General features: G+C 57.8%; 20 protein-coding genes. 11 read left to right on the forward strand and 9 right to left on the reverse strand.

Features of this window, described 5'->3' with window-relative positions; genetic code table 11:
- Window positions 1-89 precede the first annotated feature (89 nt).
- From KIN_RS04220 to KIN_RS04230, 3 genes are read left to right on the forward strand one after another with little or no spacing between them, the layout of a single operon-like run.
- Window positions 90-1,760, forward strand: a complete 1,671-nt coding sequence (locus KIN_RS04220) for an ABC transporter transmembrane domain-containing protein (RefSeq protein WP_159804684.1) — start codon at window positions 90-92, stop codon at window positions 1,758-1,760.
- A complete protein-coding gene (locus tag KIN_RS04225) occupies window positions 1,757-3,910 on the forward strand; it encodes a peptidase domain-containing ABC transporter (RefSeq protein WP_159804685.1) in 2,154 nt (717 codons plus the stop codon). The genes KIN_RS04220 and KIN_RS04225 overlap by 4 nt, the downstream gene beginning before the upstream one ends.
- Window positions 3,910-5,229, forward strand: coding sequence for an HlyD family type I secretion periplasmic adaptor subunit (locus KIN_RS04230; RefSeq protein ID WP_159804686.1), 1,320 nt, complete (start codon window positions 3,910-3,912; stop codon window positions 5,227-5,229). Before KIN_RS04225 ends, KIN_RS04230 begins: the two co-directional genes overlap by 1 nt.
- A 9-nt stretch (window positions 5,230-5,238) precedes the next feature.
- Here KIN_RS04230 and KIN_RS04235 read toward each other — a convergent pair whose 3' ends face one another.
- From KIN_RS04235 to KIN_RS04260, 6 genes are all read right to left on the reverse strand, one after another.
- The gene (locus KIN_RS04235) at window positions 5,239-6,309 is read right to left on the reverse strand and encodes a type 2 periplasmic-binding domain-containing protein (RefSeq protein WP_159804687.1); all 1,071 of its coding nucleotides are present in this window, start codon (window positions 6,307-6,309) and stop codon (window positions 5,239-5,241) included.
- A gap of 211 nt (window positions 6,310-6,520) precedes the next feature.
- A complete protein-coding gene (locus tag KIN_RS04240; protein WP_159804688.1) occupies window positions 6,521-7,162 on the reverse strand; it encodes an aspartate/glutamate racemase family protein in 642 nt (213 codons plus the stop codon).
- A gap of 4 nt (window positions 7,163-7,166) precedes the next feature.
- Complete coding sequence (locus KIN_RS04245) at window positions 7,167-8,006, reverse strand: ABC transporter permease (protein ID WP_159804689.1); 840 nt, start codon at window positions 8,004-8,006, stop codon at window positions 7,167-7,169.
- Window positions 8,006-8,920: an ABC transporter permease gene (locus KIN_RS04250; protein WP_159804690.1), complete on the reverse strand. Its 915-nt coding sequence runs from the start codon at window positions 8,918-8,920 to the stop codon at window positions 8,006-8,008. Before KIN_RS04250 ends, KIN_RS04245 begins: the two co-directional genes overlap by 1 nt.
- A 64-nt stretch (window positions 8,921-8,984) precedes the next feature.
- Window positions 8,985-10,250 (reverse strand): ABC transporter substrate-binding protein, encoded by a 1,266-nt coding sequence (locus tag KIN_RS04255; protein ID WP_159805362.1) that lies wholly within the window; start codon window positions 10,248-10,250, stop codon window positions 8,985-8,987.
- A gap of 40 nt (window positions 10,251-10,290) precedes the next feature.
- Window positions 10,291-11,274, reverse strand: coding sequence for an ABC transporter ATP-binding protein (locus tag KIN_RS04260; protein ID WP_159804691.1), 984 nt, complete (start codon window positions 11,272-11,274; stop codon window positions 10,291-10,293).
- A gap of 285 nt (window positions 11,275-11,559) precedes the next feature.
- Here KIN_RS04260 and KIN_RS04265 point away from each other — a divergent pair, with 285 nt between their 5' ends.
- The 3 genes from KIN_RS04265 to KIN_RS04275 all read left to right on the forward strand — a co-directional run bounded on the left by KIN_RS04265 (window position 11,560) and on the right by KIN_RS04275 (window position 14,373).
- Window positions 11,560-12,207 carry a GntR family transcriptional regulator gene (locus KIN_RS04265; protein ID WP_373281646.1) on the forward strand — a complete coding sequence of 216 codons (648 nt, stop codon included), beginning with the start codon at window positions 11,560-11,562 and terminating at the stop codon, window positions 12,205-12,207.
- Window positions 12,204-13,031 (forward strand): GNAT family N-acetyltransferase, encoded by an 828-nt coding sequence (locus tag KIN_RS04270; RefSeq protein WP_243144806.1) that lies wholly within the window; start codon window positions 12,204-12,206, stop codon window positions 13,029-13,031. Before KIN_RS04265 ends, KIN_RS04270 begins: the two co-directional genes overlap by 4 nt.
- A 445-nt stretch (window positions 13,032-13,476) precedes the next feature.
- Complete coding sequence (locus KIN_RS04275) at window positions 13,477-14,373, forward strand: hypothetical protein (RefSeq protein ID WP_159804692.1); 897 nt, start codon at window positions 13,477-13,479, stop codon at window positions 14,371-14,373.
- A 121-nt stretch (window positions 14,374-14,494) separates the two neighbouring features.
- Here the strand turns inward: KIN_RS04275 and KIN_RS04280 are convergent, their stop codons facing one another.
- Together KIN_RS04280 and KIN_RS04285 are read right to left on the reverse strand one after the other, a co-directional pair.
- Window positions 14,495-15,274, reverse strand: a complete 780-nt coding sequence (locus KIN_RS04280; RefSeq protein ID WP_159804693.1) for an anti-sigma factor family protein — start codon at window positions 15,272-15,274, stop codon at window positions 14,495-14,497.
- Window positions 15,271-15,891, reverse strand: coding sequence for an RNA polymerase sigma factor (locus KIN_RS04285; protein WP_243144807.1), 621 nt, complete (start codon window positions 15,889-15,891; stop codon window positions 15,271-15,273). The genes KIN_RS04280 and KIN_RS04285 overlap by 4 nt, the downstream gene beginning before the upstream one ends.
- Before the next feature lie 166 nt (window positions 15,892-16,057).
- Between KIN_RS04285 and KIN_RS04290 the strand changes: the two genes are divergently transcribed.
- A complete protein-coding gene (locus tag KIN_RS04290) occupies window positions 16,058-16,435 on the forward strand; it encodes a COG4315 family predicted lipoprotein (RefSeq protein WP_159804694.1) in 378 nt (125 codons plus the stop codon).
- Window positions 16,436-16,678: 243 nt separating this feature from the next.
- Here KIN_RS04290 and KIN_RS04295 read toward each other — a convergent pair whose 3' ends face one another.
- Window positions 16,679-17,641 carry a GlxA family transcriptional regulator gene (locus KIN_RS04295; protein ID WP_159804695.1) on the reverse strand — a complete coding sequence of 321 codons (963 nt, stop codon included), beginning with the start codon at window positions 17,639-17,641 and terminating at the stop codon, window positions 16,679-16,681.
- A gap of 83 nt (window positions 17,642-17,724) precedes the next feature.
- Between KIN_RS04295 and KIN_RS04300 the strand changes: the two genes are divergently transcribed.
- From KIN_RS04300 to KIN_RS04315, 4 genes are all read left to right on the forward strand, one after another.
- A complete protein-coding gene (locus KIN_RS04300) occupies window positions 17,725-18,909 on the forward strand; it encodes an MFS transporter (protein WP_159804696.1) in 1,185 nt (394 codons plus the stop codon).
- Between the two features lie 49 nt (window positions 18,910-18,958).
- A complete protein-coding gene (locus tag KIN_RS04305) occupies window positions 18,959-19,531 on the forward strand; it encodes a helix-turn-helix domain-containing protein (protein ID WP_159804697.1) in 573 nt (190 codons plus the stop codon).
- A 91-nt stretch (window positions 19,532-19,622) separates the two neighbouring features.
- Complete coding sequence (locus tag KIN_RS04310) at window positions 19,623-20,783, forward strand: MFS transporter (protein WP_159804698.1); 1,161 nt, start codon at window positions 19,623-19,625, stop codon at window positions 20,781-20,783.
- 84 nt (window positions 20,784-20,867) lie between these two features.
- Window positions 20,868-23,303 carry a GcvT family protein gene (locus KIN_RS04315; RefSeq protein ID WP_159804699.1) on the forward strand — a complete coding sequence of 812 codons (2,436 nt, stop codon included), beginning with the start codon at window positions 20,868-20,870 and terminating at the stop codon, window positions 23,301-23,303.
- Window positions 23,304-23,846 lie beyond the last annotated feature (543 nt).

Raw genomic sequence — 23,846 nt, forward strand, 5'->3', positions numbered from 1 at the left:
ATTGGCTCAAGACCAGAAAGAGGATTGGGCTGATTTCTCTGTTCACGCGGAAGACGACTGCAGGTCGGACGGGCGGAGTCCGTCTTGATGTGGATGCGGTGCTTGGCACGTTGATGATCAACATGCTCGCGCTTGCCGTTCCTATTGCCATGCTACAGCTGTTTGATCGAGTGATCCCCAACCGGACGCTGGCCACTTTGGACGGATTGTTTCTGATCTTGCTGGTGGCCATTGGCCTGGACACCGTTCTCAAGATTGCGCGCACCCGAATTGCGCTGTCCCGGGCAATGGTCGCCGAGCGCGCCTTGTCCGAAGCGGCAATAAACCGACTGTTTCACAGCGATTACAATGCGTTGAATGGCATGGGGCGGCAGACTGTGCTGGAGCGGATCATGTCCGTTCAAAGCCTGCGCAAGCTTCACATGCGACAAGACGGCATCTCCCGCATTGATCTGCTGTTCAGCGGCGTTTTTATTCTCATTATCTGGGCGCTCGCCAAGTGGCTGGTTCTGGTTCCGATTTCAATGATTTGCGGTGTCGCTGTTTTGGCGCGGTTGTTGCGAACTCGGCACAGGCGCGCAGTTGAACAGCGAGAAGACAATGATCAACGGCGCCTGGCGTTTCTGATTGAGGTGTTGCGCCAAGTCCGGTTGGTCAAACTTCTGGGGGGTGAGCAGCAGATTCTGCGCCGCTACGAAGGGCTTCACAAAAGCTCCGCAAGTGCGAACAAAACACTGATCCGGATTGGTGATGTAAGCCACACGACGTCGGCCATGCTGGGGCAGGCGGCGACCGGCCTGACCAGCCTTTTCGGCGCCTATCTGGTGATGAAAGATCAGATTGGACTGGCGGATCTCGCTGCCTGTATTCTTCTGACAAGCCGCTGCGTGCAACCTATCGTCCAAGCATTTTTCACCGACGGCCAGCTTGCCCATGCGCGCAAAACGTCCGAGCGGATGGAGGATCTTTTGTCTTTGCCAAGCCAGGCGATGGACGAGGATAGGCCTCCGCGCGCCAATCTTGCGGCCCGCATCCGCAACTTGTCGGTCAAAGCGGCACCCCACAAGAGCTCTCACCTCAGGCTGCCCGCTCTTGATATCGAGAAAGGCGCGCTTGTCGTGGTGGATGGGGATGAAATGGCGGACGCCGCGTGGCTTCTCCGGTTACTAAATGGCGAGAGTCACGGGGATCTTGGAACCGTGGAAATCCCACCACGGCATTTAACCTCTGCCAAAATGGCGCCCGGCCGTATTCTGGTGTCGCGCCGCCCATGCCTGTTCGAAGGGACGCTTGAGGCCAATCTGCTGGCCTTCAGTGGTCGCGACAGACTGCCGGCGGCTATGCAGATTGCCCAGCGGTTGAGGCTTGATGAAGAAATTGCCGCACTGAAGGACGGGGTCCATTGCCGGTTTGCAGGCAAAGGTCGAGGTCCGGGCAGCACCGGCCTCTATAAGAAGATCGCGCTGATTGCAGCTTTTGCCGCCGACCCGGTCTTGTTGCTTTTGGAAGATCCGTTTGCCGATCTCGATCCCCAGTCCCAAAGCCAATTGCTGCAGCTTCTGAAATATCGGGGGCGCGATACGGCCATTGTGATCGCGACATCCGATCCAAAAGTTGCAGAGATCAGCGATGTCTATGTGAGTCTGAAACCGGGCGCAGAGGCTGTCGTGGTTCATGATCGCCACGCCAAGGCCATCGCTGAATGGGAGCGGGACAAACTGGAAGACGCCGCGTCCAGTCGTCAGGCGGAGGTGGGATGAGCAAGCATTTCGCACCGTTTGGCGCCAGCAAAAAGCGGCTTGGGGTTCAGCTCCCACCCCGCGTGTCAGCCGGTGATGCCATCGCTGATTTGGTCTACTTTACTCGCGCATGGGGATGGTCGACCAGCGCGCCACAGATGTCCGATGTCTTGTTCCACGGGCGGGCAGACTTCAATGGTTGGGATCTTCTGGATGCGTTTCAAACCTTGCGTTTGCCGATCAAGACGCGTCCGACGACCTATTCCGAGATCATCAACGCGGAGTTCCCCTGCCTGATCATCCGTGCCGATGACAGCTATATCATCGTAGACGGGGAAGATCCTGATCTTGGTCTGCGCGTTCGGACCGGTGATAAAACCAAGCCCGTCTGGATTGGTATTCCACGCGATACTTTGGTTCACGTCGCATTGGCACATTCGGACGATGCTGAACTCAAGCCACCGGTGCGGGATCTGAAATCCGTTCTTCGACTTCTCCTGCCTCAGATCTGGCCGCTGTTTCTCGCCTCGCTGGTGATAAACTTCCTTGGGCTGGCGACCCCGTTTTTCGTCATGGCGACGTACAACGCTGCAATCCCGTCCCGCTCGACCGATGTCTTGATCGCTTTGGCGGCCGGTTTGCTGTTGGCCTATGCGTCCGAACTGGCGACACGACGCATTCGCAGCGCGGCGATGGTGCATCTGGCCGCCGAGCTTGAAAACCGGTTGGGCCTGACGCTTCTGAACAAGCTGATGGCGTTTCCGCTTTCCGCTCTGACGCGCTCTGACGCCTATCAGCAGCGTGCCCGTCTGCGGCAGTTCGAAGGGATCCGGGACGCGATGCTGGGTCCGCTTGTCCAATCCTCTCTCGATTTCCCCTTTCTTCTGGTGTTTGGCGGCATCATCTTTGCGATCGCCCCCAGCGTTGGCTGGATCGCGGTCAGCATGGGGCTGTTTTATCTGGCGGGGTTCGCGCTCATGTCGCCGATCCTGCGCCATCGGGAAACACAGGCCTCGAGCGCGCAGACGGAATATCGTAAGCTGGTCTCCGAGGTCGTGGAAAATCAGCTGACCATTCGCAGACTGGGCACCGCCGCGCTCTGGGAAGACAGAGTGCTGGAAAGTCATGATAAGATGCTGTTGGCGACATTTGCGGCGCAACGTCTTGCACGGATCACCGGGTTTGCTCTGCAATCTATTATCGTTATCGCCGGAATCTCTGGTGGGTTCCAAGCCGCGCGACTGACCATTGAGGGGGATCTCACCCTAGGCGGTTTGATTGCCATTCTGGTTCTCGTTTGGCGGTTGTTGTCCCCCATTCAGGCGCTGTCGATCGCGTTGGAACAGGGGATCTCGATCATTTCAAACCTGAAGATGATCGGCGCGGTTCTGGCCTTGCCTGAAGAGACTTACCGCGACGCTACCCCGGTTATCACCCCTCCGGTTCAACCTCCGATCCAGTTCGAGCAGGTCAGCATGCGGTTTCCCGACAGCGTCAGCCCGGCGTTGGCCGGCGTCAGCGTGAAAATCTGGGAGGGCGAGATCCTGATGGTATCTGGCAAGTCCATGTCCGGCAAAACCGTGCTTGCCGAGATGTTGGCAGGTCTACACCAGCAGGTGGGTGGGCGCATTCTGGTGGATGGCGCGGACATCCGTCAGATCCCCAGCAATGAGCTGCGCGCATCTGTTGCGTTCGCCTTGCAGGAGCCGGAGGTGTTCTATGGCACTATTGCACAAAACCTCCAATTCGCCCGCCCACTCGCCAACTTAGATCAGATGTGGGCCGCGCTTGAGGAGGCAGGGATCAAGGACTACGTTACCGGTCTTGACGACAGACTTGACACTCATCTGTCGCGCGACGCGTTTCTCAGCTTGCCGGACGCCATAAAACAAGGGCTGTCGCTTGCGATGACCTTTATCCGACCCGGGCCGATCTTTATCTTCGACCAGCCGACGACAGTTCTGCCAGAAGATCACGCTGCATCTGTGCGCGAGGCGATCGCCCGGCGGCGTGAAGACGGGGCAGTCATCGTGATCTCGAACGATCCTGCTGACATGCAGCTTGGGGACAGGTTTGTCGTCTTGGACCGCGGCCGGGTCACATTGAATGACAAGGGCCAGCGTGGGCGCGAAAAAGCGCATGTTCTTTTATGGGGTACGGGGCAGGGTTGATGGGACTGGGCTTTCTTTTTCAATGGCGGCGAAATGGCCGTGCGGCAGGTGATCCTCGTCGTGCGCAGTCCGAGCGGCGGGCCCCGTCCACTGCACGGCTGACCATACGCACGCTGTTGGTAACGGCTGGCCTGGGGTTCTTCTGGGCCAGCACGACCAATCTGCCAGAGATTGCCTACGCGCAAGGCAGCATTCAGCCCACCGGGGCGTTGCGGCGGGTGGAACATCTGGATGGTGGCGTGGTCGAGCGTATCTATATCCGTGAAGGCCAAGAGATCCATCAGGGCCAGCGTATGGTTCATTTGACGGAGGAAGATGTCCAAGCAGAATTTGAAAGCCTCCGGGTTCGGGAAAACGTTCTTAACAGCGCGGTGGTTCGCAGCCGGTTGATTTTGAACGCCATCGGGTTTGATCCCGCGCAGAAATCAGGACGGATCAGCGGTGGGGCGAGGGCGACGGCGCAACTGAAGAATTATGACGGCAAACGCGCACGGCTGCAGGAACGGATTGACGCCGCATCGGCACGGATCGAGACCGCGCAGGCAATTCTCGACAATCTCGATATCACTCAGACCATCGCCGCTAGGGAAATGGCCCGTGTGCGCAGTCTGGTCGCCTCCGGATTGCAATCAGAAACGGTGATGGATCAGTTCGCCTTGCGCGCACAGGACATTCGGAACGACTTCCTGCGCGCGCGCGCCAGCCTCGTTGAAGCGGAAACCAATCGAGCCGATGCCGCCAGCGCGTTGACCGAGCATTATCTGGAGACGCGCAACGAGCTTTTGTCAGATCTGGAAGCCAGCGAGGAAGAGCTTGCCCTGATCCAGCGCGCCATTGTCGACAACCGATTGCGGCGCGAACGATTGGTGGTGCCCACGCCCATCAGTGGCATCGTCCAGACGCTCTACATCACCTCTGCCAATGAGGTGCTTGAACCAGGCGGACTGGTTGCCGAGGTTTTACCCACAACGGAGCGTCTGATTGCTGAACTGCGCCTGAAACCGAGCGATATCGGCCATGTGGATATCGGTGACCCCGTTGAGATCCGGCTGACAACCTTCAACACAAAACGGTTCGGCATTCTGAACGGCGAGGTGTCTCAAATCTCGGCCACTTCCAGCGAGAACGATCAATACGAAACATTTTTCACCGTACGTGTCGATCTTCAAGGGCAGGTTATCGGTGAGGGCGCAAAGACGCGTCCACTTAAGGCCGGGATGGAGGTTGATGCTTCAATCGTGACGGGATCGCGCACTGTCTTGGAATACGTTGTAGAGCCCGTTTTGGGGCCATTCCGCCGGGCGTTCCGGGAACGGTAGAGGCCGCCGTTACGGTCTGACGGGCATATCCTGCGCCCGGGACTTCAGCAAATACTCCGACGCGAACTCGATCCGTACATTGTTTGGATCGCCGATGGTGGTGCCGTCGGGGAACCGAATGCCAAACCCGCCAAGCGGGCTGTCGAACGTACCCCGCTCGTTCACCTGATCCACAAAAGCTTTGGCGCGCAGCATGGCCGCCTTCGTATGGCCGCTTTCAAATACGCGAATACCGTCTTCCGGACTGCTGATCGTGGACAGACCAGAAACCGAGTACTGCGCGTTTGGGCCGTAATCACCCATCAGATCATCCGCGGCGGGTGCCAGAAATTCGGTGCGTCTGGCCAGCAAATGGTACCAGCCTTCGATTACGAGTTGGGCCAACTTCGGGCGGTCCTGATAGACGTCCTTTCGGATAACCACCAGATCGACAATCTCGCCCGGAAAGTCGGCGCTGTCTGAAACGGCGCTCATGTTAAGGGCGTTCCTTAGAAGGGTGCTGAGCGGTTCGGTGGTAACCACGGCGTCAATCCGGCCCGTCTCGAGTGCGTCAACCATGGATCGACCTTCCAGATCGAACAGGATCGGCCAACGCATCCCCGGTTCATAAAGGCTGTCGAGCGTCCGGAGCAGCAGGTAATGCGAGGTAGAATTCAGCCGCAACCCGATGCGCGCGCCCGGAAGATCGTCGATCGACATGCTATCGCGCAAAAGCAGCGCATCGGCACCGTCCGAGACATCCGTGGGAAACAAAACGATCGAGAGTGGCATGTCATCATGGATCGCCGCCATAGTCAAAAGATCGACATTGGATGTGGTCATGAGATCGACTGCACCGGTTCGATAGAGATAGCTTATCTCGGCCTTGTCTTTTGCCTTCAGGATGTCGAGCCGCAGATCGTAGCGGCTTTCCAGAAGTCCCAGCAATTCGGAGTTTTTCAGATCTCTGAAAGGCCGCGCGCTTGGGAAATCCGTCCATGCCAGACGAAACCGGGTGTCTTCCTCAGCGATACTTATCTGGGGCAAGAAGCACGTTGCGAGAAGCAGCAATAGGGTGCGTTTGATGAGAGCAAGGTGCATAAGGATCAATCCACGTTGATGTATCCCGCAGATATCAGCCTTCCCCTTAAAATCGGTTAACCATTCCGCTGCTTCCGGGGATGGAAAGGGTATTCAAGTGGTGTACTGTCGGCGTGGCTGATAATTCATATTTAAATTAATATTTAAGGCGTTAAGTGGCATCTCTCATCTTTCTCCACGCCTTGCTTCCCCTTCACGCTAAGCCGCAATCCTACGCCAGCCACCTCATACTTGTCGCGGCTGCTTCAACGGGGTCGATAACCGGAAGCGAGACTGCGGTACGAACGCTCTTGGTGACATGCACCATGCCTGCGCAGCCCAGAACAAGTGCATCAACACCATCCTCCTGCGCTGCGGCTTGGCTTTCGGCTATGATCAGATCAGTCGCGGCGTGGATGTCATGCTCTAGGTCGAGAACCGGCACATTGGAGGCCCTGACCCGACCGACTTGCCCTGACAGGCCGTAGGCGGTGAGGTTGTCCTCTATGACGGGCACGGAGACTGGAAGCGTGGTCACAACGCTGAAGCGGCGTTGGCGCAGGGCGCAGTGGTGAAATGCGGCTTGACCTATGCCGATGACCGGACAGGAGGCGATATGCGCTGCACGTTCCAATGCGGTGTCGTCAAAGCATCCAATGATGATTCCGGACGCGCCTTGGTCGCTGGCCTTGCGCACGAGTTGCAGAAGTGGTGTGCTGGCGGCCTTCCCATCATCGGTTCCTTCGATCGCGGGCGGGCCTCGGTCGGAGGTCCAGCCCTCAAACGTGATTTCGGGCGCGGCGTTGCGGGCCGCCGCTAGCATTGCGCCCGTCATGTCCGCTGTGCTGTTGGGATTGATGATGACAATGGCCATCGCGTCAGACGAGGCCCTTGCCCGCGTCCGAACCTTGCTTTGCGCGGCGCCTGCCGGTGAGCCAAACGATCAGCAGGAATACCGCGATCACGATGAAGGAAAACAGGGTTGTCAGGGTTCCGAGGGCGAAGATCACCGGGGTGGTGACGTTGGTTGTCATGCCAAAGATCTCTAGCGGCAACGTGTTGTAGCTGCCAGCGGTCAGAAGCGTTCGTGCAAATTCATCGTAGCTGAGCGTAAAACCAAAGAGCGCCACGCCGATCAGGGACGGCGCGATGATCGGCAGGACCACATGTCGGATGGTTTGCCACGGTGACGCGCCCAGATCGCGCGCGGCTTCCTCGTAGCTTTTATCGAAGCGATTGAAGACGGCGAACATGATCAAGAGGCCGAAGGGCAGGGTCCAGGACAACTGCGCGCCGAACCCGCTGGTCGACCAATGCACACTCAGTCCCGCTTGGGAAAAGATCAGACCGACGCCAAGCGAGATCAAAATGGACGGAATAACCAGTGATGTGATGATGAGGTAAAACAGGAGTGTTGATCCTGCGAAGCGCTTGCGGAACGCGAGCCCGCCCATGATCGACACGATCACTGTTGTCACCATCACCATGAGCCCGAGAATGAATGACCTGCGGAACGAGCCCCAGATATCGCCCACCGCCTGTTCTTCAAAGAGATCTCGGAACCAATGCAACGAGGTGCCGCGCATCGGGAATGTCAGACCGCCCTGCGGGTCTTGGAACGAGAGGATCGCGATCGTGATGGTGGGACCGTACAGGAAGATCAAAAAGAGCGTGAAAAACGCCGCGAGAATGTAGAAGGATCGGGGGCGCGTCTCCATCACAGCTCCTTCCGAATGTCGACAAACCGCAACAGGATCCCGATGACCATCAGAACTGTGATCAGCAAGATGACCGCGGTGGCAGACGCAGATGGGTATTGCAGAAGGGCAATATCGTTGGAGATCAAGCGCCCGACATTAGCTGATTGCGACCCGCTCATGAACCTGACCGTGATGAAGTCTCCCATCACCAAAGTGACCACGAAGATGGTGCCGATCATGATGCCCGGTTTGGTCAGCGGAATGATCACATGCCACAACGTCTGCCAGCCTGACGCCCCGGCATCAACTGCGGCTTCGATCAGCGATTTGTCGATCCGCATCATCGTGTTGAAGATCGGGACGACCATGAACAATGTATAAAGATGAACAAATGCAAGGATCACGCTGAAGTCGCTGAATAAAAGCCATTCGAGCGGCTGGTCAATGACGCCCCAGGACAGCAAGGTTGAATTTGCCAGACCATTGCGTCCCAGAAACGGGATCCAAGAGATCATTCGGATGATGTTCGATGTCCAAAACGGGATAGTGCACAGCAGGAACAATGCGATCTGCCAGTTCAGCGTCCGAACATGGAAGGCGAGAAAGTAAGCGACCGTAAACCCAATCAGAAGGGTGAAGATCCATGTGATCAGCGCGTATTTGATTGTATTGAGAAAGACGCGGTACGTCACCTCGGAGCCGAACAGAAAGGTGTAGTTGTCGAACTGAAATGCCGGGAAGATCGAGAACTCAGTCGCACCCCAGAAACTGACGATCACGATCATGACAATCGGCAGGACCAAAAACACCAGCAGCACAGCCGCAAGCGGGGCCGCTAGAAGCCAGCCGGAGACCTGGTTTGACCAGCCGCCGCGCCCGCGGGACGGGCTGCGCGGGCGGCTGATGATCTTTGAAAGCGGTTGATCCGTCATTTCGGCCCTGTCTGGGGGATATGGCGCGCCCTGAACAAAGGAGTTGCCGGAGCGCGCCGAGGAGTCATGCCGCGATGAACTCGTTCCATTTGCGGACCATGTATTGGTTTTCATCCATCACCGCATTCCAGCAGGCAACCGCCCCCATCCGGTCATTGAAGGACCCGCCATCGCGGGTTTCGCCCGCTGCGGCCATTACGTCGCCAAATGGGTTGGTGATGTCTTCCACAGCTTCTTTGCCCTCGAACCAGTAGCCCCACTCGTTCTCAGACATGTGATCCTTGGACGTTTCGGGGACGGCGGAGTAGTAACCCTGCCGCATCAGGAAGCCGCCGACCCAGCCTTCCAGATACCAGTTTATGTATTCGTAGGCCGCATCCAGTTCGAGCCCGGAAAGCGAGTTCGACAGCCCGATGCCACCCCCCCAGGACCGGTATCCTTCCTCCAGAGGCTGGTAGACGCATGGAATGCCGCGGGTCTTTACAGCCGTGATCGCGGGTGACCACATGGACTGGATCACAACCTCGCCCGATGCCATCAGGTTCACGCTTTCGTCGAAGGTTTTCCAGAAGGCCCGGAACTGGCCGTTCTGTTTCGCTTCGGTGAAGATCGCGAAGGTCTTGTCAATCTCCTCGCGGGTCATGTTGCCCTTGTCGGCATACTGGATCTCACCCATGGACTCGCACACCATCGCCATATCCATGATCCCGATGGACGAGATGTCGAGGATAGAGGCCTTGCCTCTGAACTCGGGATTTAGAAGCTCGGACCAGTTGTTGATGGGCCGGCCGATCAGGTCAGGTCGAATACCCAGCGTGTCAGCGTTGTAGATTGTGGGGATCAGCGTCATCCAGTTCGTCTCTTCGTCCGCGAAACTGGTCGCGCCCGGTTCCGGGACAAAGCCCACGCTGTGGGGCGCGGTGCCTTGGGCAATTTCGCTTTCTGGCGTCAGTTTTCCCGATTTGAAGATGCCCACGATCTGGTCGTAGCGCTTGATCTTCGACACATCCATCGCCTGCAGGTTGCCGGTCGGCCAGACTTTCTTACAGATCCAGTATTCGATATCCGCGATGTCGAAACTGTCGGGTTGGGTCGCTGCCCGCTGGGTAACGCTGTCGGAGTCGAGCGCAGTCATTTCCAGCGTGAAGCCTAGATCTTCTTTTACTTTCTGCGCCACTTCGTTGAGGTTGGACACGCCGGTGCCGAATTGGCGCAGGGTGATATCCTTGGTGGCCTGTCCCCAGACCATGGGCGCGGACAGGGTGGAGGCCGCGACGGCTGCCCCACCTGTTTTCAGAACGGCGCGTCTTGAGTAGCGGATTTTCGGTATGGTGGTCATGTCAGTCTCCCAGTCTTGAACAGTTGTTGTCTCAGGTTCGCAGCGCATGCGCGGCGTGAGTGTCCCAGTCGAGGCCCACGGCCTCGCCCAAATCCTTCGGGTTGCCGAAGAAATCCTTGTCTGTCAGAAGCGCCGTCACCTCTTGATCCCCCGCGATGCGCGCTGTCAGGGCGACATGGCTGCCTTGATATTCGACGGCGGTGATCCGACCGCTCATCCGGGCGTCTTCCGGTGATTTCAGCTGCATCTCATCCGAGCGCACGGCAATCTTGCCCTCGGGCAGTGCGATCACGTTATGGGCGCCCAGAAACCGCGCGACAAATGCCGTGGCTGGCGCATTGAATACATCGCGGGTGGGCCCCGCCTGTTCGATCCGTGCGTCGTTCATGACAACGATTTCGTCGGCCAACGCCAAGGCTTCGTCCTGCCCATGGGTGACATGAACAAAGGTGATCCCAAGCTCTTTCTGAAGTCGTCGAAGTTCGGCGCGCATCCGGACGCGCAAAAACGGATCGAGTGCCGACAGCGGTTCGTCCAGAAGCAGAACCTGCGGCTCGGTGATCAGTGCACGGGCGAGGGCGACACGCTGTTGTTGACCCCCGGACAACTGGGCGGGCAGTCGGTCCGATAGGCTTGTCATGTCAACAAGCTCCAGCATCTCGTGCGCGCGGCGTTTGCGCGTATCTGAGTCCGTGCCTTTCATGCGCAGGCTGAAGGCGACGTTGTCGCGCACGTTCAGGTGCGGAAACAGGGCGTAGTTCTGAAACATCATCGCGGTGCCGCGGCGGGCGGGTGGCAACGCGGAGATGTCGCGTCCCCCCAGCACGATAGCTCCTTCGGTTACAGTCTCATGGCCAGCGATCATGCGAAGGGTCGACGATTTTCCGCAACCTGACGGACCCAGTAGGCAGGCATATGTCCCGGCGTGAAAAAGGTGTTGGATGGCGTCGACGGCGATCGTATCGCCATAGCGCTTCGTCACGCTCACCAGTTCAAGATCGAGATCAGATCGCATAGAACCCCCAACATTCTGGTTTGAGCCTCAGACACAGAACGGCCCAAGGCGAAGGGCTATCGCTGCGATACACCCGCATTGACGGCGCAATGGTGAGTTTCTGTGCAAGTCAAATGCGAGATGTCGAAAATATAGACACAGATCGTATACAATCTAAAGGCAGATTTGTTGCGACTGTCAGTTCAGCTTGCCGTCGATCCGCTGCTCTGACAAGAAATTCATGAGGAGATCGGCATTTTGAAAGACCTTGATCTACAGTCGTCCACAACGCCGTCAGCGGATGAAATCTCTGCCCAGCTGACGGAAGCAGTGCACGAACATCGCGTACTTCCCGGCATGAAAGTGTCGGAAGATGAAGTGAGCGAGATCTTCGGCGTTGGACGAACCGTGGTCAGGCAAGCCTTGCAGACGTTGGCGCATGAGGGGCTCTTGCGGATCGAACGCAACCGAGGCGCGTTTGTTGCGAAGCCATCGGTAAAAGACGCGCGGGAGGTGTTTGAGGCACGCGCCTTGTTGGAACCGCGAACGGCCCGCGCTGCAGCAGAACGGACCACCGAAACCGATATGGCTCTTCTTGAAGGGCACATTGAACAAGAACACGCGGCCCTTGCAGCCGGCGAGACCGGGCGCGCCTTGAAGTTGTCGGGGCTATTTCATGCGGAGATCGCGCGGATCGCAAATCAAGCCACCATAGAAGCCTTTATCAAGCAACTCGTGTCCCGCTCGTCGCTTGTGATTGCGCTTTATTGGCAGCGCCGTAGTGCGATTTGCGAAAGCCATGCGCATCATGCGTTGCTGGACGCCCTGCGCCGTCAGGATGGGGACGCGGCAGAGGATTTAATGAAGGGGCATCTGCTGGACTTGCTGTCGCAGCTTGATCTGCGGCAATTGCCGGATCAGGCCCCGTCTTTGCGCGAGGCGTTGAAGCGGTGATCCGGCACCGCGTTATGACGCTCGACGATCTGGAAGTAGTGTTGAGCTGGGCGGCGGCGGAAGGCTGGAACCCCGGGCTAGATGATGCAAGCGCGTTTCTTGCGGCGGACCCGAATGGCTTTTTCGTGGCTGAAGAGGGGGCGACGCCCGTTGCCGCGATTTCGGTCGTCAATCATTCCGACACGTTCTCTTTTCTTGGCCTTTACCTGTGCCAGCCTGCTTATCGTGGCAAAGGCATCGGACTCGCGCTCTGGCGTCATGCGATCGCGCATGCAGGCAATCGGACAATTGGCCTGGATGGTGTGCCCGAACAGCAGAGCAATTATGCCAAGTTCGGCTTTGATATGGTCGGAAAGACAATCCGATATTCGGGGGTGATCGACCCCGCGGCCTCACCCGAAATCAGAGATGCCACCGCCGAAGATATTGCTGGTCTGGTCAAGCGGGAGGCGATTGCGTCCGGCTGGTCGAAGCCCCGATATCTGTCCGAGTGGTTTCAGACCGCGCCATCCCGGAAAACACTGGTTTTTGGGCAGGGCAGTCAGGTTTCGGGTTTCGCTACGGTGCGCAAATGCCGGAGCGGTGCGAAGATCGGTCCGCTTGTTGCCCCGGATAAGAACATCGCTGAGGCTCTGATCCGGGACGCGGCGCGCATCTTTGAAGGTCCGATCAGTATTGACGTTCCGTGGACCTCCGAAGGTCTTTCCGACCAATGCCGATTCCTGGGTCTTGAACCGGTTTTTGAGACGGGCCGCATGTATCGTGGCAAGTCAGCCACGCCAAGCGGAAGCTATGTTGCGGTCACCACCTTGGAACTGGGTTAAAGCGATCCCTGTTTCGCGGGTAACGGGGCATCCGCAGGTAAAAACCGAAGCGCGCGGGCGTTTTTTTTTAGATCTAGATGTATCGCTTAATGAAAACACAAATCCATATATTTACAATATCTTACAGGCTATTCACTCGCTGGCTGCCTTCCCAAATTCATAAAATATTAGAAAATTTTAGGTTCGCGAGAATAAATCGCCGCGGTCGGGCGTAACGCTTCTGTGAGTTAAGCGGACAGTCGTTTGAAGTCGGAGGTGGGATCCCAACTAAGCCCCCAATACCCGCCCATTTCGCGATAGATCGCTATGGAACACGGCAGCAAAACCCGTGGCTTGGTTTCGACTGGGCAGCGATCGTTTCAAGCCTGTCCGCTTTCTCATTCCAGTGCTCGTACGGGCGGTTACGCCCGGCGATATCGTCTTAATTAGGCAATCAGGAGTTAACATGTTCTTTACTCGTTTTTCCGCAATGGTCGGCACGCTTGTTCTTGTGCCGTGTCTCGCAACCGCCGCGCCCGTGGTGTTTTCTGCTTCGGGCCCGGACGCCGCCAGCATTCAGGCTGAAGTGGATGAATTCCGCGACGCGCTTGGTGCCCTCAATCCCAATGAGCCCGAAAATTTTGAAGGGGGGCGTCGCCAGATCAATTGGGATGCGGCACCGGATGCTATTTCCGATCCGAACGCCTTTCCCGGCGATTTTTTCAACTTCAATTCAGCGCCGCGTGCCCGCGGCATCGAGTTCCGCCCGACAGAGAGAGAAGACCTAGGCCCTGATCGCGAAAGTGCGGAAGGGTTTCAGTTGAGCAGCACCGAAGCCTCCGGAGAACCCATCCGGTTCGGTCTCGAAGAATCGCTGGGGATTTTCAGTCCTGAACGTTTGTTCGCCCCCATCGGCGGAACTGTGTTTGATGTCTTCTTCTTCGATCCATCCGATCAAACCACGCCTGCCGGTAGCCTTGGCCTTGGGATCGTGTTTACCAACGTGAAGAAAACGGAATCCGGCACCGATGCAAAGGTGGACTTTTTCAAGGTGGGTCAAGACGTTGCAACTGATACGCCTGAGTTTACCGCCTTTGCGCCCGAAAGTGGACCGGGCGGCTTGTCCTTCCTTGGTGTTTTGTTTGAAGAGCCTGTCCTTGGTGCCGCGACGGTCTCTGCGGGCTTTCATTCCATCGATGACAGCTATTTCGGATCTCAGGCGGTCGCGATGGATGACTTCATCTTTGGTGAACCGATCCCTCAGGTCGCACCGGTACCCGTGCCTGCGAGCGCGGTTCTTCTCGGGTCAGCACTTCTAGGCGGGGGCGCAGTCGCACGCAGCCGTCGCCGTAAGAAAGCCTGATACGAGACGCGCCGGACCGATCAAACGGGCCGGCGCACCTTATCCATTGTTTTAATCAGTTGACCGAGTGAGAGCGGCAGGTACCTGCCGCTCTATTTCTGTTTCCGGGAAAGCTAGTGGATCAGGCCTCAACCTGATCAGCCGCGGATCGTGCGATCGCGCCGAGATTGTCCCGGCCTTCGTCCCCGACGATCACGAACTTCGCGTCTCGGGCCCCCCAACTGATCATGTCGAAGGCGTCGACAGTCCGTTCTGAAAACCCGTCGCCAGGGGCGTCGGATTGGATTTGGCAGAGCGCTACAACATTTTCATTCGCGTCCGTATACATCAACTGAGACACGGGCTTGCCGGCCGCGACAAGCAACCGGGCGCCTTGGAAGGTTAATCCAAATTCCGTCAGGTCTGGGATGCGGACCTTTGTCCCCACTGTTCCCGTCAGCCATGTTTGGATGTGTTCCGCCTCGCTGGCGGGCACTTCCACAAGATGGCGCTTCTGGCCTGCGTAGACCCGGTGGTAGTCCGCAATATCGGCGAGCCAGCCGGGGATCTCTGCCACCTGCGTGGTCTGGGATGTTCCAGCGACGTAGCCACCGACCCCGCCGACAGCCAATGCCACAGCGGCGGCGGCTGCAGTCAGCCAGCCCATCGCTGATTTTGGGCGCGGCGTATTCGCGGGCGTCGCGTCAGGCGCGTTGCGGATGGCAGCCGCCAGTTCCAGGGGCACCGGCTCATGGAGCATGGCGTCGAATTGCTCGCTGGCCGCCACATCGGCTGCCATCAACGCCTCAAGCTCGCCTTGAAGCGCCGGGTCTCGCTCCAGCGCGCGCTCAACCTCTTGCGTCTCCGCTGCCGAGAGTTCACCGTCCAGGAACGCGCTCAGTTTTTCTTCATACTGCGTCACGTGAGGGCCCCTGTGTCTTGGGCGATCTGCTGCGCCAATGTTTTCCTCGCACGGTGAATTCGGCTCATGATCGTTCCGATCGGAATATCAAACAACTCCGCCGCCTCGGCATAACTATAGCCTTCGACCGAGACCGTCAGGAGAATTGCAGATAATTCCTTAGGTAGTGCCGCGATATGTCCGTGCAACTCGGTTGCCGCGACGGCGTCTTCGCCTGTGTCAGTGCTGACAAGCTCATGGGTTTCTTCGGCGGGGACATGACCCTGTCCCAAACGCACCGAACGTTTTCGAATTTCGCTGATCCAGAGGTTTCGTGTGATCCGGAACATCCACCGATCCAACGGTTGAGCCGGATCCCATTGGTCGGAACGGCTGAGCGCGCGCAAGCACGCTTCCTGCACAAGATCATCCGCTTCGGGCACAGACCGCGTCAAGGACCGCGCAAACCGGCGCAAGCGTGGCAAAAGGGCGATCAGGTCGCTCTTCAATTCACTAGACACCTTGCCCCCTCTTACCTTTGAGCCCTCGAGTTGCGTGTCGTGCACATGTAACCTGTAGCCCCTCAGCGGCGTCCATTCCATGTCCCATGGCATTCTTTCAGCAAGCGCTGCAGACATCACGCATTCCCAAGCAATTGTTTCAAGGGGGTTACGCGCGGGTCAGCGGAAAAATTCTAATTTTTTTTCGATCCGCGTGAATAACCCGTGGGGTCGATGCGTAGAGGTCAGCAGTGGGAGACAACACTCCACACCAAAAACTGAAAACTTAAAGAGGACTAAGACCATGACACGTACATTTATCGCCGCAATCGCTGCTACCACAGTTCTTGGTGCTGCTGTTTCTGCGCAAACATTGGGTGCCGTGAATTCCGAGATTGGAAAAGTGATCGTCTCCGCAAAGACAGGCATGACGCTTTACACGTTCCGCAAGGACGCAAAGAACACCTCAAATTGCTACAACGACTGTGCGCAGGCATGGCCTCCGTTCACCGCTGCAGCATCTGCAGAAGCCAAGGGCGCCCTTGGGATCATCGGGCGGAAAGATGGCACGCGCCAATGGACGCTGAATGGTCAGCCTCTCTATTTTTGGGCAGGCGATGCCAAGCGCGGGGACGTCACTGGTGATGGCGTCGGCGGCGTTTGGGATGCCGTTCGCAACTAATTTTTCAACTTATCAAGGACTTTACCAATGATGCGTATGTTAACGATTTTGCTTGGTGTGCTGGCGTTGTCTGCCTGCGAACCGGGCGACCTCTACGGTAGCAGCTCCGACAGTTCTTACGGTTCCGGCTACTGACGTTTTTCACCACCACGGACCTAGTATGGTAACAAGTGCATCGCGGCCGCAGTATTTTCTGCGGCCGCTTTGTTTGTGAAGTAAAGTTTTTAAAGTCAGGATTTTACGCTAACCGAAGGCGCTGACGTAATCGCTGACATGTATGCCGAACCGCCGCTGGAACGCGCGTCGCATGCGCTGAAGATCACCAAATCCGCTGTCGATGGCGACCTGCTTTAGGGGACGATCTTCAGACAAGAGGCCCCGCGCATGTTCAACACGCACCCGCTCCACAAACTGCGCGGGCGTTTCCTGCAAATCCCGTTTGAAATGCCGCGAGAGGGTTCGCGGGTTCATACCCGCTGCGTTTGCAAGGTTCTCCAGCGACCAATTCCCTTTGGGCTCGGTCACAACCTGCTCAATCAGGCGTGTCAGCGTACTGCCAACGGCAAATTGCGCATCCAGATGGGTCGCGAACTGGCTTTGACCGCCGGTCCGGTGAAGTTGTACGACCAGTTCACGCGCAACAGCAAGGGCAGTTGCAGGGCCGCAATCCTCACGGATGATAGAAAGGGCAAGGTCGATGCCAGTCGTCACACCCGCCGATGTATAAATTCGCCCAGTTGAGATGCTGATCCGGTCAAGATCCCACAGAACATTTTTGTAGGTCCGGGCGTCACTCGCGCGCGACCAGTGGGTTGTTGCAGGGCGCCCGTCCAGAAGGCCTGCAGCCGCAAGGACCAACGCGCCTGAGCAGACGGAAATCAGTCGGCCTTTCGGCGCCTGCGTTGCGAACGCTTTTACCGCTTTCAGAGTTGCCTCGTCTTCGGTCAGCGCATCCACGCCGGTGCCGCCGGGGATCAAAAGATCATCGCTCGGTGTTGCGGCAGAGAGCGCGCCGTCCGCCGCAAGCTTCAAACCGCAGGAGGCCCGTACTGGCGCCCCATCCGTTGATATGAACCGCACGCTGTATGTCTCGCGTCCGTTCACATGCGCCGCCTCGAACGCCTGAACCGGACCGGCGACATCCAGCAGGTTCACCCCATCAAAGAGGAGGACGTCAATCGTTCGGATTTTGAGTGGAATGTCCATTTTTGATGCTAGATTGACATTTTAGACATATCTAAACCCCGTTAGACGTCGTCATGTCAACCTTCTGCATTGGAGCCGCCTTCATGTCTGCGTCATCGATTGTCCGCAATTCCAACTTCTTGGGCCTCCTTGCGGCGAACACGATCCTCAGTTCGGCCATGCCGATGCTGATCATTCTGGGCGGACTCGCAGGGTTGATGCTGGCCCCGTCCACCGCTTTGGCGACTTTGCCCGCGTCAATTCAAACGATGGCCGGACTTTTTGCTGCCGGACCGTTTTCCTTGCTGATGGGGCGGTTGGGGCGGCGAACAGGATTTCTTCTGGGTGGGGTTCTTGCGGCTCTGGGCGGTTTGGCAGCGACGGTAGCATTGGTGTCGGGCAATTTCCTTCTGCTCTGCGCCGCACATTTTGCACTTGGCGCAGCGCTGTCGTGTTACCAGTATTTCCGGTTTGCGGCGGCCGAGGTGGTCACGTCAGAGTGGCAGCCCGTCGCAATTTCTCTCATGCTGACCTCCGGGCTGATTGCCGCCTTTGCCGGGCCGCAGGTCTTCATCGCTACTAAGGATGCACTTGGTGCGGTTCCATTGGCCGGTGCTTATGCGGCCGTCGCTGGCGTGTCGATTGTCGGCGTGGTGCCCTTGGCATTCGTCCGCATGCCCACCGCAGACATCGCCCCGCGCCCCACGAATACGAACCGATTTGCGTCATTGGCCGTCTTGCGGCGCAAGTCCGTGCGCTCCGCGGTTCTCTTGGCGGCCGTATCCCAAGGCGTGATGGTGTTTTTGATGGTGCCGACCCCGCTTGCCATGATCGGCTGCGGATTTTCCGAAGCGATGGCCGGTGATGTCATCCGCTGGCATGTTGTCGCGATGTTCGCGCCAAGCTTTTTCACGGGTTTTCTAATCAAGCGCTTCGGAACACGGCGGATCGCCTTGACCGGTCTGGCTCTTCTGACCGTCTCCGCCATGGCTGCCGCGACTGGCTTGTCATCTGTGCATTTCTACGGATCTCTGATTTTGCTTGGGGTGGGGTGGAACTTCGGGTTCATCGCGGCAACGCAGCTGCTTGCAAGCGCTGTTACATCGGATAAGAAATCCATGGTTCAGGGCGTGAACGATACGGTGATTGCGCTCGCTTCTACCGTCTTTGCCTTCGCGGCGGGGGCAATTGTGGCCGGGTTCGGTTGGATCGTTCTCGCCTGCATCGCGCTGGTCATCTTGGTGATGACCTTTGGAACCTTCGCGCTTGAGCGCCCGCATCCAACCTGATCGGAGTGCGGGGCATTGAATTGACCGTGGATGGCTTTACTCTGATCCAATGCACAGTGCTTCGAAAGCGACACAGCCCCCTGCAAAGCCGTTTCCGTCCTTCGGTCAACGGTTGCGCCGCCAGCGGCGGGCCCTCGGGCTGAAGCAGTTGGCCCTTGCTGATCAATTGGGCGTTGATCAGACTTCGGTGTCGCGATGGGAAGCCGGACATCACACGCCGGATGCGGAGCTTCAGCATCGGGCATTTGATGTTCTTGCGCGGTCCAGAAAGGACGACGCGGCACTGCGCAGACTGGTCGAGAATTCAATCGACTGCGTGCACTTGGTCGAAGAGGTCAGCCATATTTGTCTGGCCTATTCTAAAAGCCGGGCAGCGGATTGGAAGACATCCCAACGCACCATGCTGGGGATTTCGCTTTGGCAATTCGCGACGGATGAAATCCGAAACGAAGAGGCCAAGCTTGCAGATGCCGGGTGGTGGTCAACACAAGTGCCGGAGCCACGACTGTTTTGCACATCCGGCGCTGAGCACGACCTGATCCGGATCAGCGCGGGCGGCATTTTGTGGGAGCGCTTGTATTTGGCGGATGGCACGCCGGTTCGGCTTGTCACCGGCGCCTAGCCCCCCGCATTTTTTATGCGTGGTCCCGTGATCTGATCAGGTTTACCGATTGGATATGGTGCGCGCTCCCTTCGGTTCAGGAATTCTGATTTTGCTGTTATGGCTCGCAGGGCTTGGCGCTGCGGCTCAATTCGCAAAATTCGCCGTGCCATTTGCCGCTCTGCGTGAAGCCTACTCTGCCGCCGGTGCCGAGGTAGGCTGGCTGCTCACAACCATCAGTGCAATAGGAGCAGTTTTTGGCATGACCGCCGGCGTACTGGTCGCAAGGGTGGGTCTGGCGCGGGCAGTGATCGGGGCGTTGATCTTGGGCGGTGTGCTGTCCTTGTGGCAGGCGACGGTGCCAAGCTTGAGCATGATGCTCGCAAGTCGCCTCATAGAGGGCGTGTCGCATCTGATGCTCGTCGTCGCTACGCCGACACTGATCGCGCAGATCGCATCTGACCGCTACCGGGGTGTGAGCATGACTCTTTGGAGCACATTTTTCGGTGTATCTTTTGCGCTGATGGCGTGGCTTGGCCTGCCCTTGGTTGCGTCGTCGGGATTAGGCGCATTGCTGATCGCGCATGGAGTGTTCATGCTGGCCATCGCGGGTGTTCTGGCGACGGTTATGGGATGGCCAGCGCCGTCCACACCGACAGTCTCCGCCAGCATTGCGTCGGTCCTTCGACAACATGTTGAGGCCTACAGGTCCCCGAATTTGGCCGCGCCTGCTGTGGGTTGGCTCTTTTACACCATGACTTTTGTCGCTCTTTTGGCGGTATTGCCTGACCTGCTCCCGCCGGATGATCGCGCGGCGGTTGCAACCCTTATGCCGCTTGTCAGCATCGCCGTCGCGCTGGTTGCGGTCTCGGCGCTATTGTCCGTGTTTTCTGCGGTGGCGATCACGGTCTTTGGATTCTTGGCATCGGCCCTGGTGGTTTTGTTGTTTTTCGCCAGTGTTCCTTTGGCGGCCGTCAGCATCGGAGTATTCGCAGTTTTGGGGTTGGTGCAAGGCGCAAGCTTCGCTGCCGTTCCCGAACTCAACACAACCAATGAAACCCGCGCTTTGGCGAACGGGGCGCTGGCCCAGGCAGGCAACATTGGCAATCTCGTGGGTACACCGCTTCTGCTTGCGACACTTGGAGTTGGCGGCCACGGGGGTATGCTGCTTGCGGTCGCTACATTGTACCTTGCCGGAGGTGCTGCGCACATTCTGATGGCCCGTGCACGCGCGCGTGCCGAAACCGCAGATCATAGTGTCGAAGATCTGTGACCTTCGGGTTTTCCGTTGACCTATGCCATCTCTGAGGTCTGATGGTTTTGATCGAATGAAAAGACCAATCAAGGGCGGAAATGCATGCGGGATCAGGCGAGGGTGGTTGTCATCGGAGGTGGGATCGCAGGATGCTCTGCTCTCTATCATCTGACCCGCGAAGGATGGACAGATGTGATGCTGATCGAGCGGGATGAGCTCACCTCTGGCACGACATGGCATTCCGCGGCACAGGTCACCAATTTCGGCATGACCCAAACCATGGTGGGTCTAAAGAGCCATTCGATCAGACTTTATCAAGAGTTGCGCGATGATCCCGACTATCCGGTTGGCTACAACTACGGCGATGGCGGCATCCGATTGGCCAATAGCAACGTTCAGATGGACGGCTATCGTCATTTTGCGTCAATGGCCGCCGGTATGGGTATAGAGTTCGAGGTGATTGACGCCGCCGAATGCGCCCATCGCCACCCGTTAATCTCCACCGACAACCTGCTGGGGGGTCTCTGGGATCCAACCGACGGCCATATCGACCCAGCCCAGCTGTGTCAGGCATTGGCGAGGCGTGCCCGGCTTGCGGGCGCAGAGGTGAACCGCCACACCCCCGTGACGGGACTGACGCAACATCCGGACGATAGCTGGAGCGTCCACACTGACAAAGGCGATGTGCGGTGCGAGATCGTCGTCAACGCGGGCGGCTACCGATGCAATGAGATTGGCGCGATGATGGGTGTGAGCCACCCGGTGGCCTCCATGGAACACCAGTACTTTCTGACGGAAGACATCCCTGCCATTGCCGATGTGGGCCACCGAATCCCGCTGCTGCGGTGTCCGATCAGTGACTACTACGCGCGTCAGGAAAAGGGCGGACTGTTGCTGGGGTTCTACGAGCAGGACTGTCGCACGTGGGGGCTGGACGGTATCGACCCGCAGTTTTCCAACGACCTATGCCCCGACGACCTCGACCGCGTCACTGATGTCTTGGAAGGGGCATTTGAGCGCATGCCCGTGTTGATGGAGACTGGCATCCGGGAGGTCGTCAACGGACCGATTACCTACACAATTGACGGCGCGCCTCTGGTTGGTCCTATCCCAGGCAAACGCAATGCATTTTGTATTATTGGACTGCGTGCGGGGCTGGGCGAGGGTGGTGGCCACGGCTGGCTGCTTGCGCAGCAGATCGTCCACGGCGAGGCCGAATACGACACATGGGTGATAGATCCGCGGCGCTTCGCCGGCCATGCGACTGTAGAACTGACCGCTTTGAAAGCCGTTGAAGACTACCAGAATGAGTTTCGCTTTCATCTTCCACACGAGCACCGGCCTGCCGGACGGCCCATGAAAACCACGCCTCTGACGGCTGTTCTGGCGGCCGAAGGCGCGGCGTTTGCGACGGTCAATGGATGGGAGCGGGCCGACTATTTCAAACGTGCGCCAGAGTTTCAGGAAACGCTTGGCTATACATTCAACGAGGTGCACGAGGTTATTGGTACCGAGATCGCAGCGGTCGCAACCGGCGTTGGTTTGACGGAGGTTTCAGGCTTCAACCGGTTTGAACTGACGGGCGCTGATGTTGCCGACTTTCTTGATCGTATGATCTGCGGGACTGTTCCCTCAAAACCCGGTCGGGTGGGTCTGGGATACTTGCTAAACCACCAAGGCATGCTGAAGGGCGAGGCCACCATCGCCAATATTCCCCCCTCGGACAGCGCCCCGGCCAAGGTATGGTATGGATCTGCCGCGGCATCGGAATATCACGACATGGATTGGTTGCTGCATCACATTCGTCCGGACGAAGATGTTCAAGTCCGGTCGCTCACGAATGCACAGACGATCCTTGTGCTCGCCGGCCCTAAAGCGCGCGATGTGTTGAAAGCTGCAGCGCGCGGGGACTGGTCCCGCGATGCGTTCCCGTGGCTGTCGGTAAGAGAGGCGCATATCGGTATCGCGCCCGCCACTGTTCTGGGGGTCAGCTTCTCCGGGGAGCTCGCGTATGAACTTCATATACCAAACGAAAGCCTGCATGCGGCCTACGCTGCACTGCGTCGGGCGGGCGAGGCATACGGACTAAGTCTGTTCGGATCCCGTGCTGTCGAGTCCATGCGGCTGGAGAAAGGGTTTTTACATTGGAAAGCGGACATTCTGACGGAATTTGATCCTTTTGAGACCGGCTTGGACCGCTTTGTCAAAATGCAAAAGGGCGACTTTGTCGGCAAAGATGCACTGCGGAAACGGATCGAAGCGGGGCCGCGTAAAACCATGGTTACATTGGCGCTCGACTGCGATCATGCGCCAGCTCATGGTGGGGCGTCGGTCAGGGGGGATGGGGTAATTGTCGGCGCCGTGACGTCCGGCGATTGGGGCCATCGAACGGGACTCAATCTGGCCTATGCCTTTGTCGATCCCTCCTTTGCCGAACCGCATACCCGGCTCAGCGTCGACGTTATCGGCAAACCGATCGCGGCCCGCGTGATCCGGCCAAGTCCCTACGACCCAAGTTTTGATCGCATGCGGGCATGAGCGAAAACTCATGCTTACGTCAGCGTTGGTGATCCTTGGACAGCCGCAGCATACAATCCGGCAAACCTGTTCGGGGGACAGGCACGGTTGCCTGATGCGCAGTTTTCCCGAAAGGACCGGAAGGCATTCCTAGAAAACTGCCCGGTCTCGCATCCCGAGACCATGCTTTTTTGATGAGGTTGACGGGCTGCCTTCCGGATGGACCGATGCCTGGCCGTTTAGGCGGGACATTTGGTCAAGCCTATAGAGACAAATGAGAAAGTTTGGCATTTCCGGTAGAAAACATATCATCATTCGGTTCGGCAGAGCCGACACGCGACAACGGCTGGTAATGCAATGGCGCACGCCGTTGCAGATCAAGTCATGCAACTGCACGGAGGAACGCTCACAATCAGCGATCAGTCGAGCCATCTTCAAGTTAGGCTTTCTCAGTATTACGCCATTGGTAAAGCTGCCAATATCGGCTTCCGCTTGATCACAATGATGACTGTGTCGACGACTGCGAGCACTTACCGATGATGTTGGCCACCAACAGACCAAGAG

It is taken from the genome of Litoreibacter roseus (genome assembly GCF_009811795.1).
In the GTDB taxonomy this organism is placed as follows: domain Bacteria; phylum Pseudomonadota; class Alphaproteobacteria; order Rhodobacterales; family Rhodobacteraceae; genus Litoreibacter; species Litoreibacter roseus.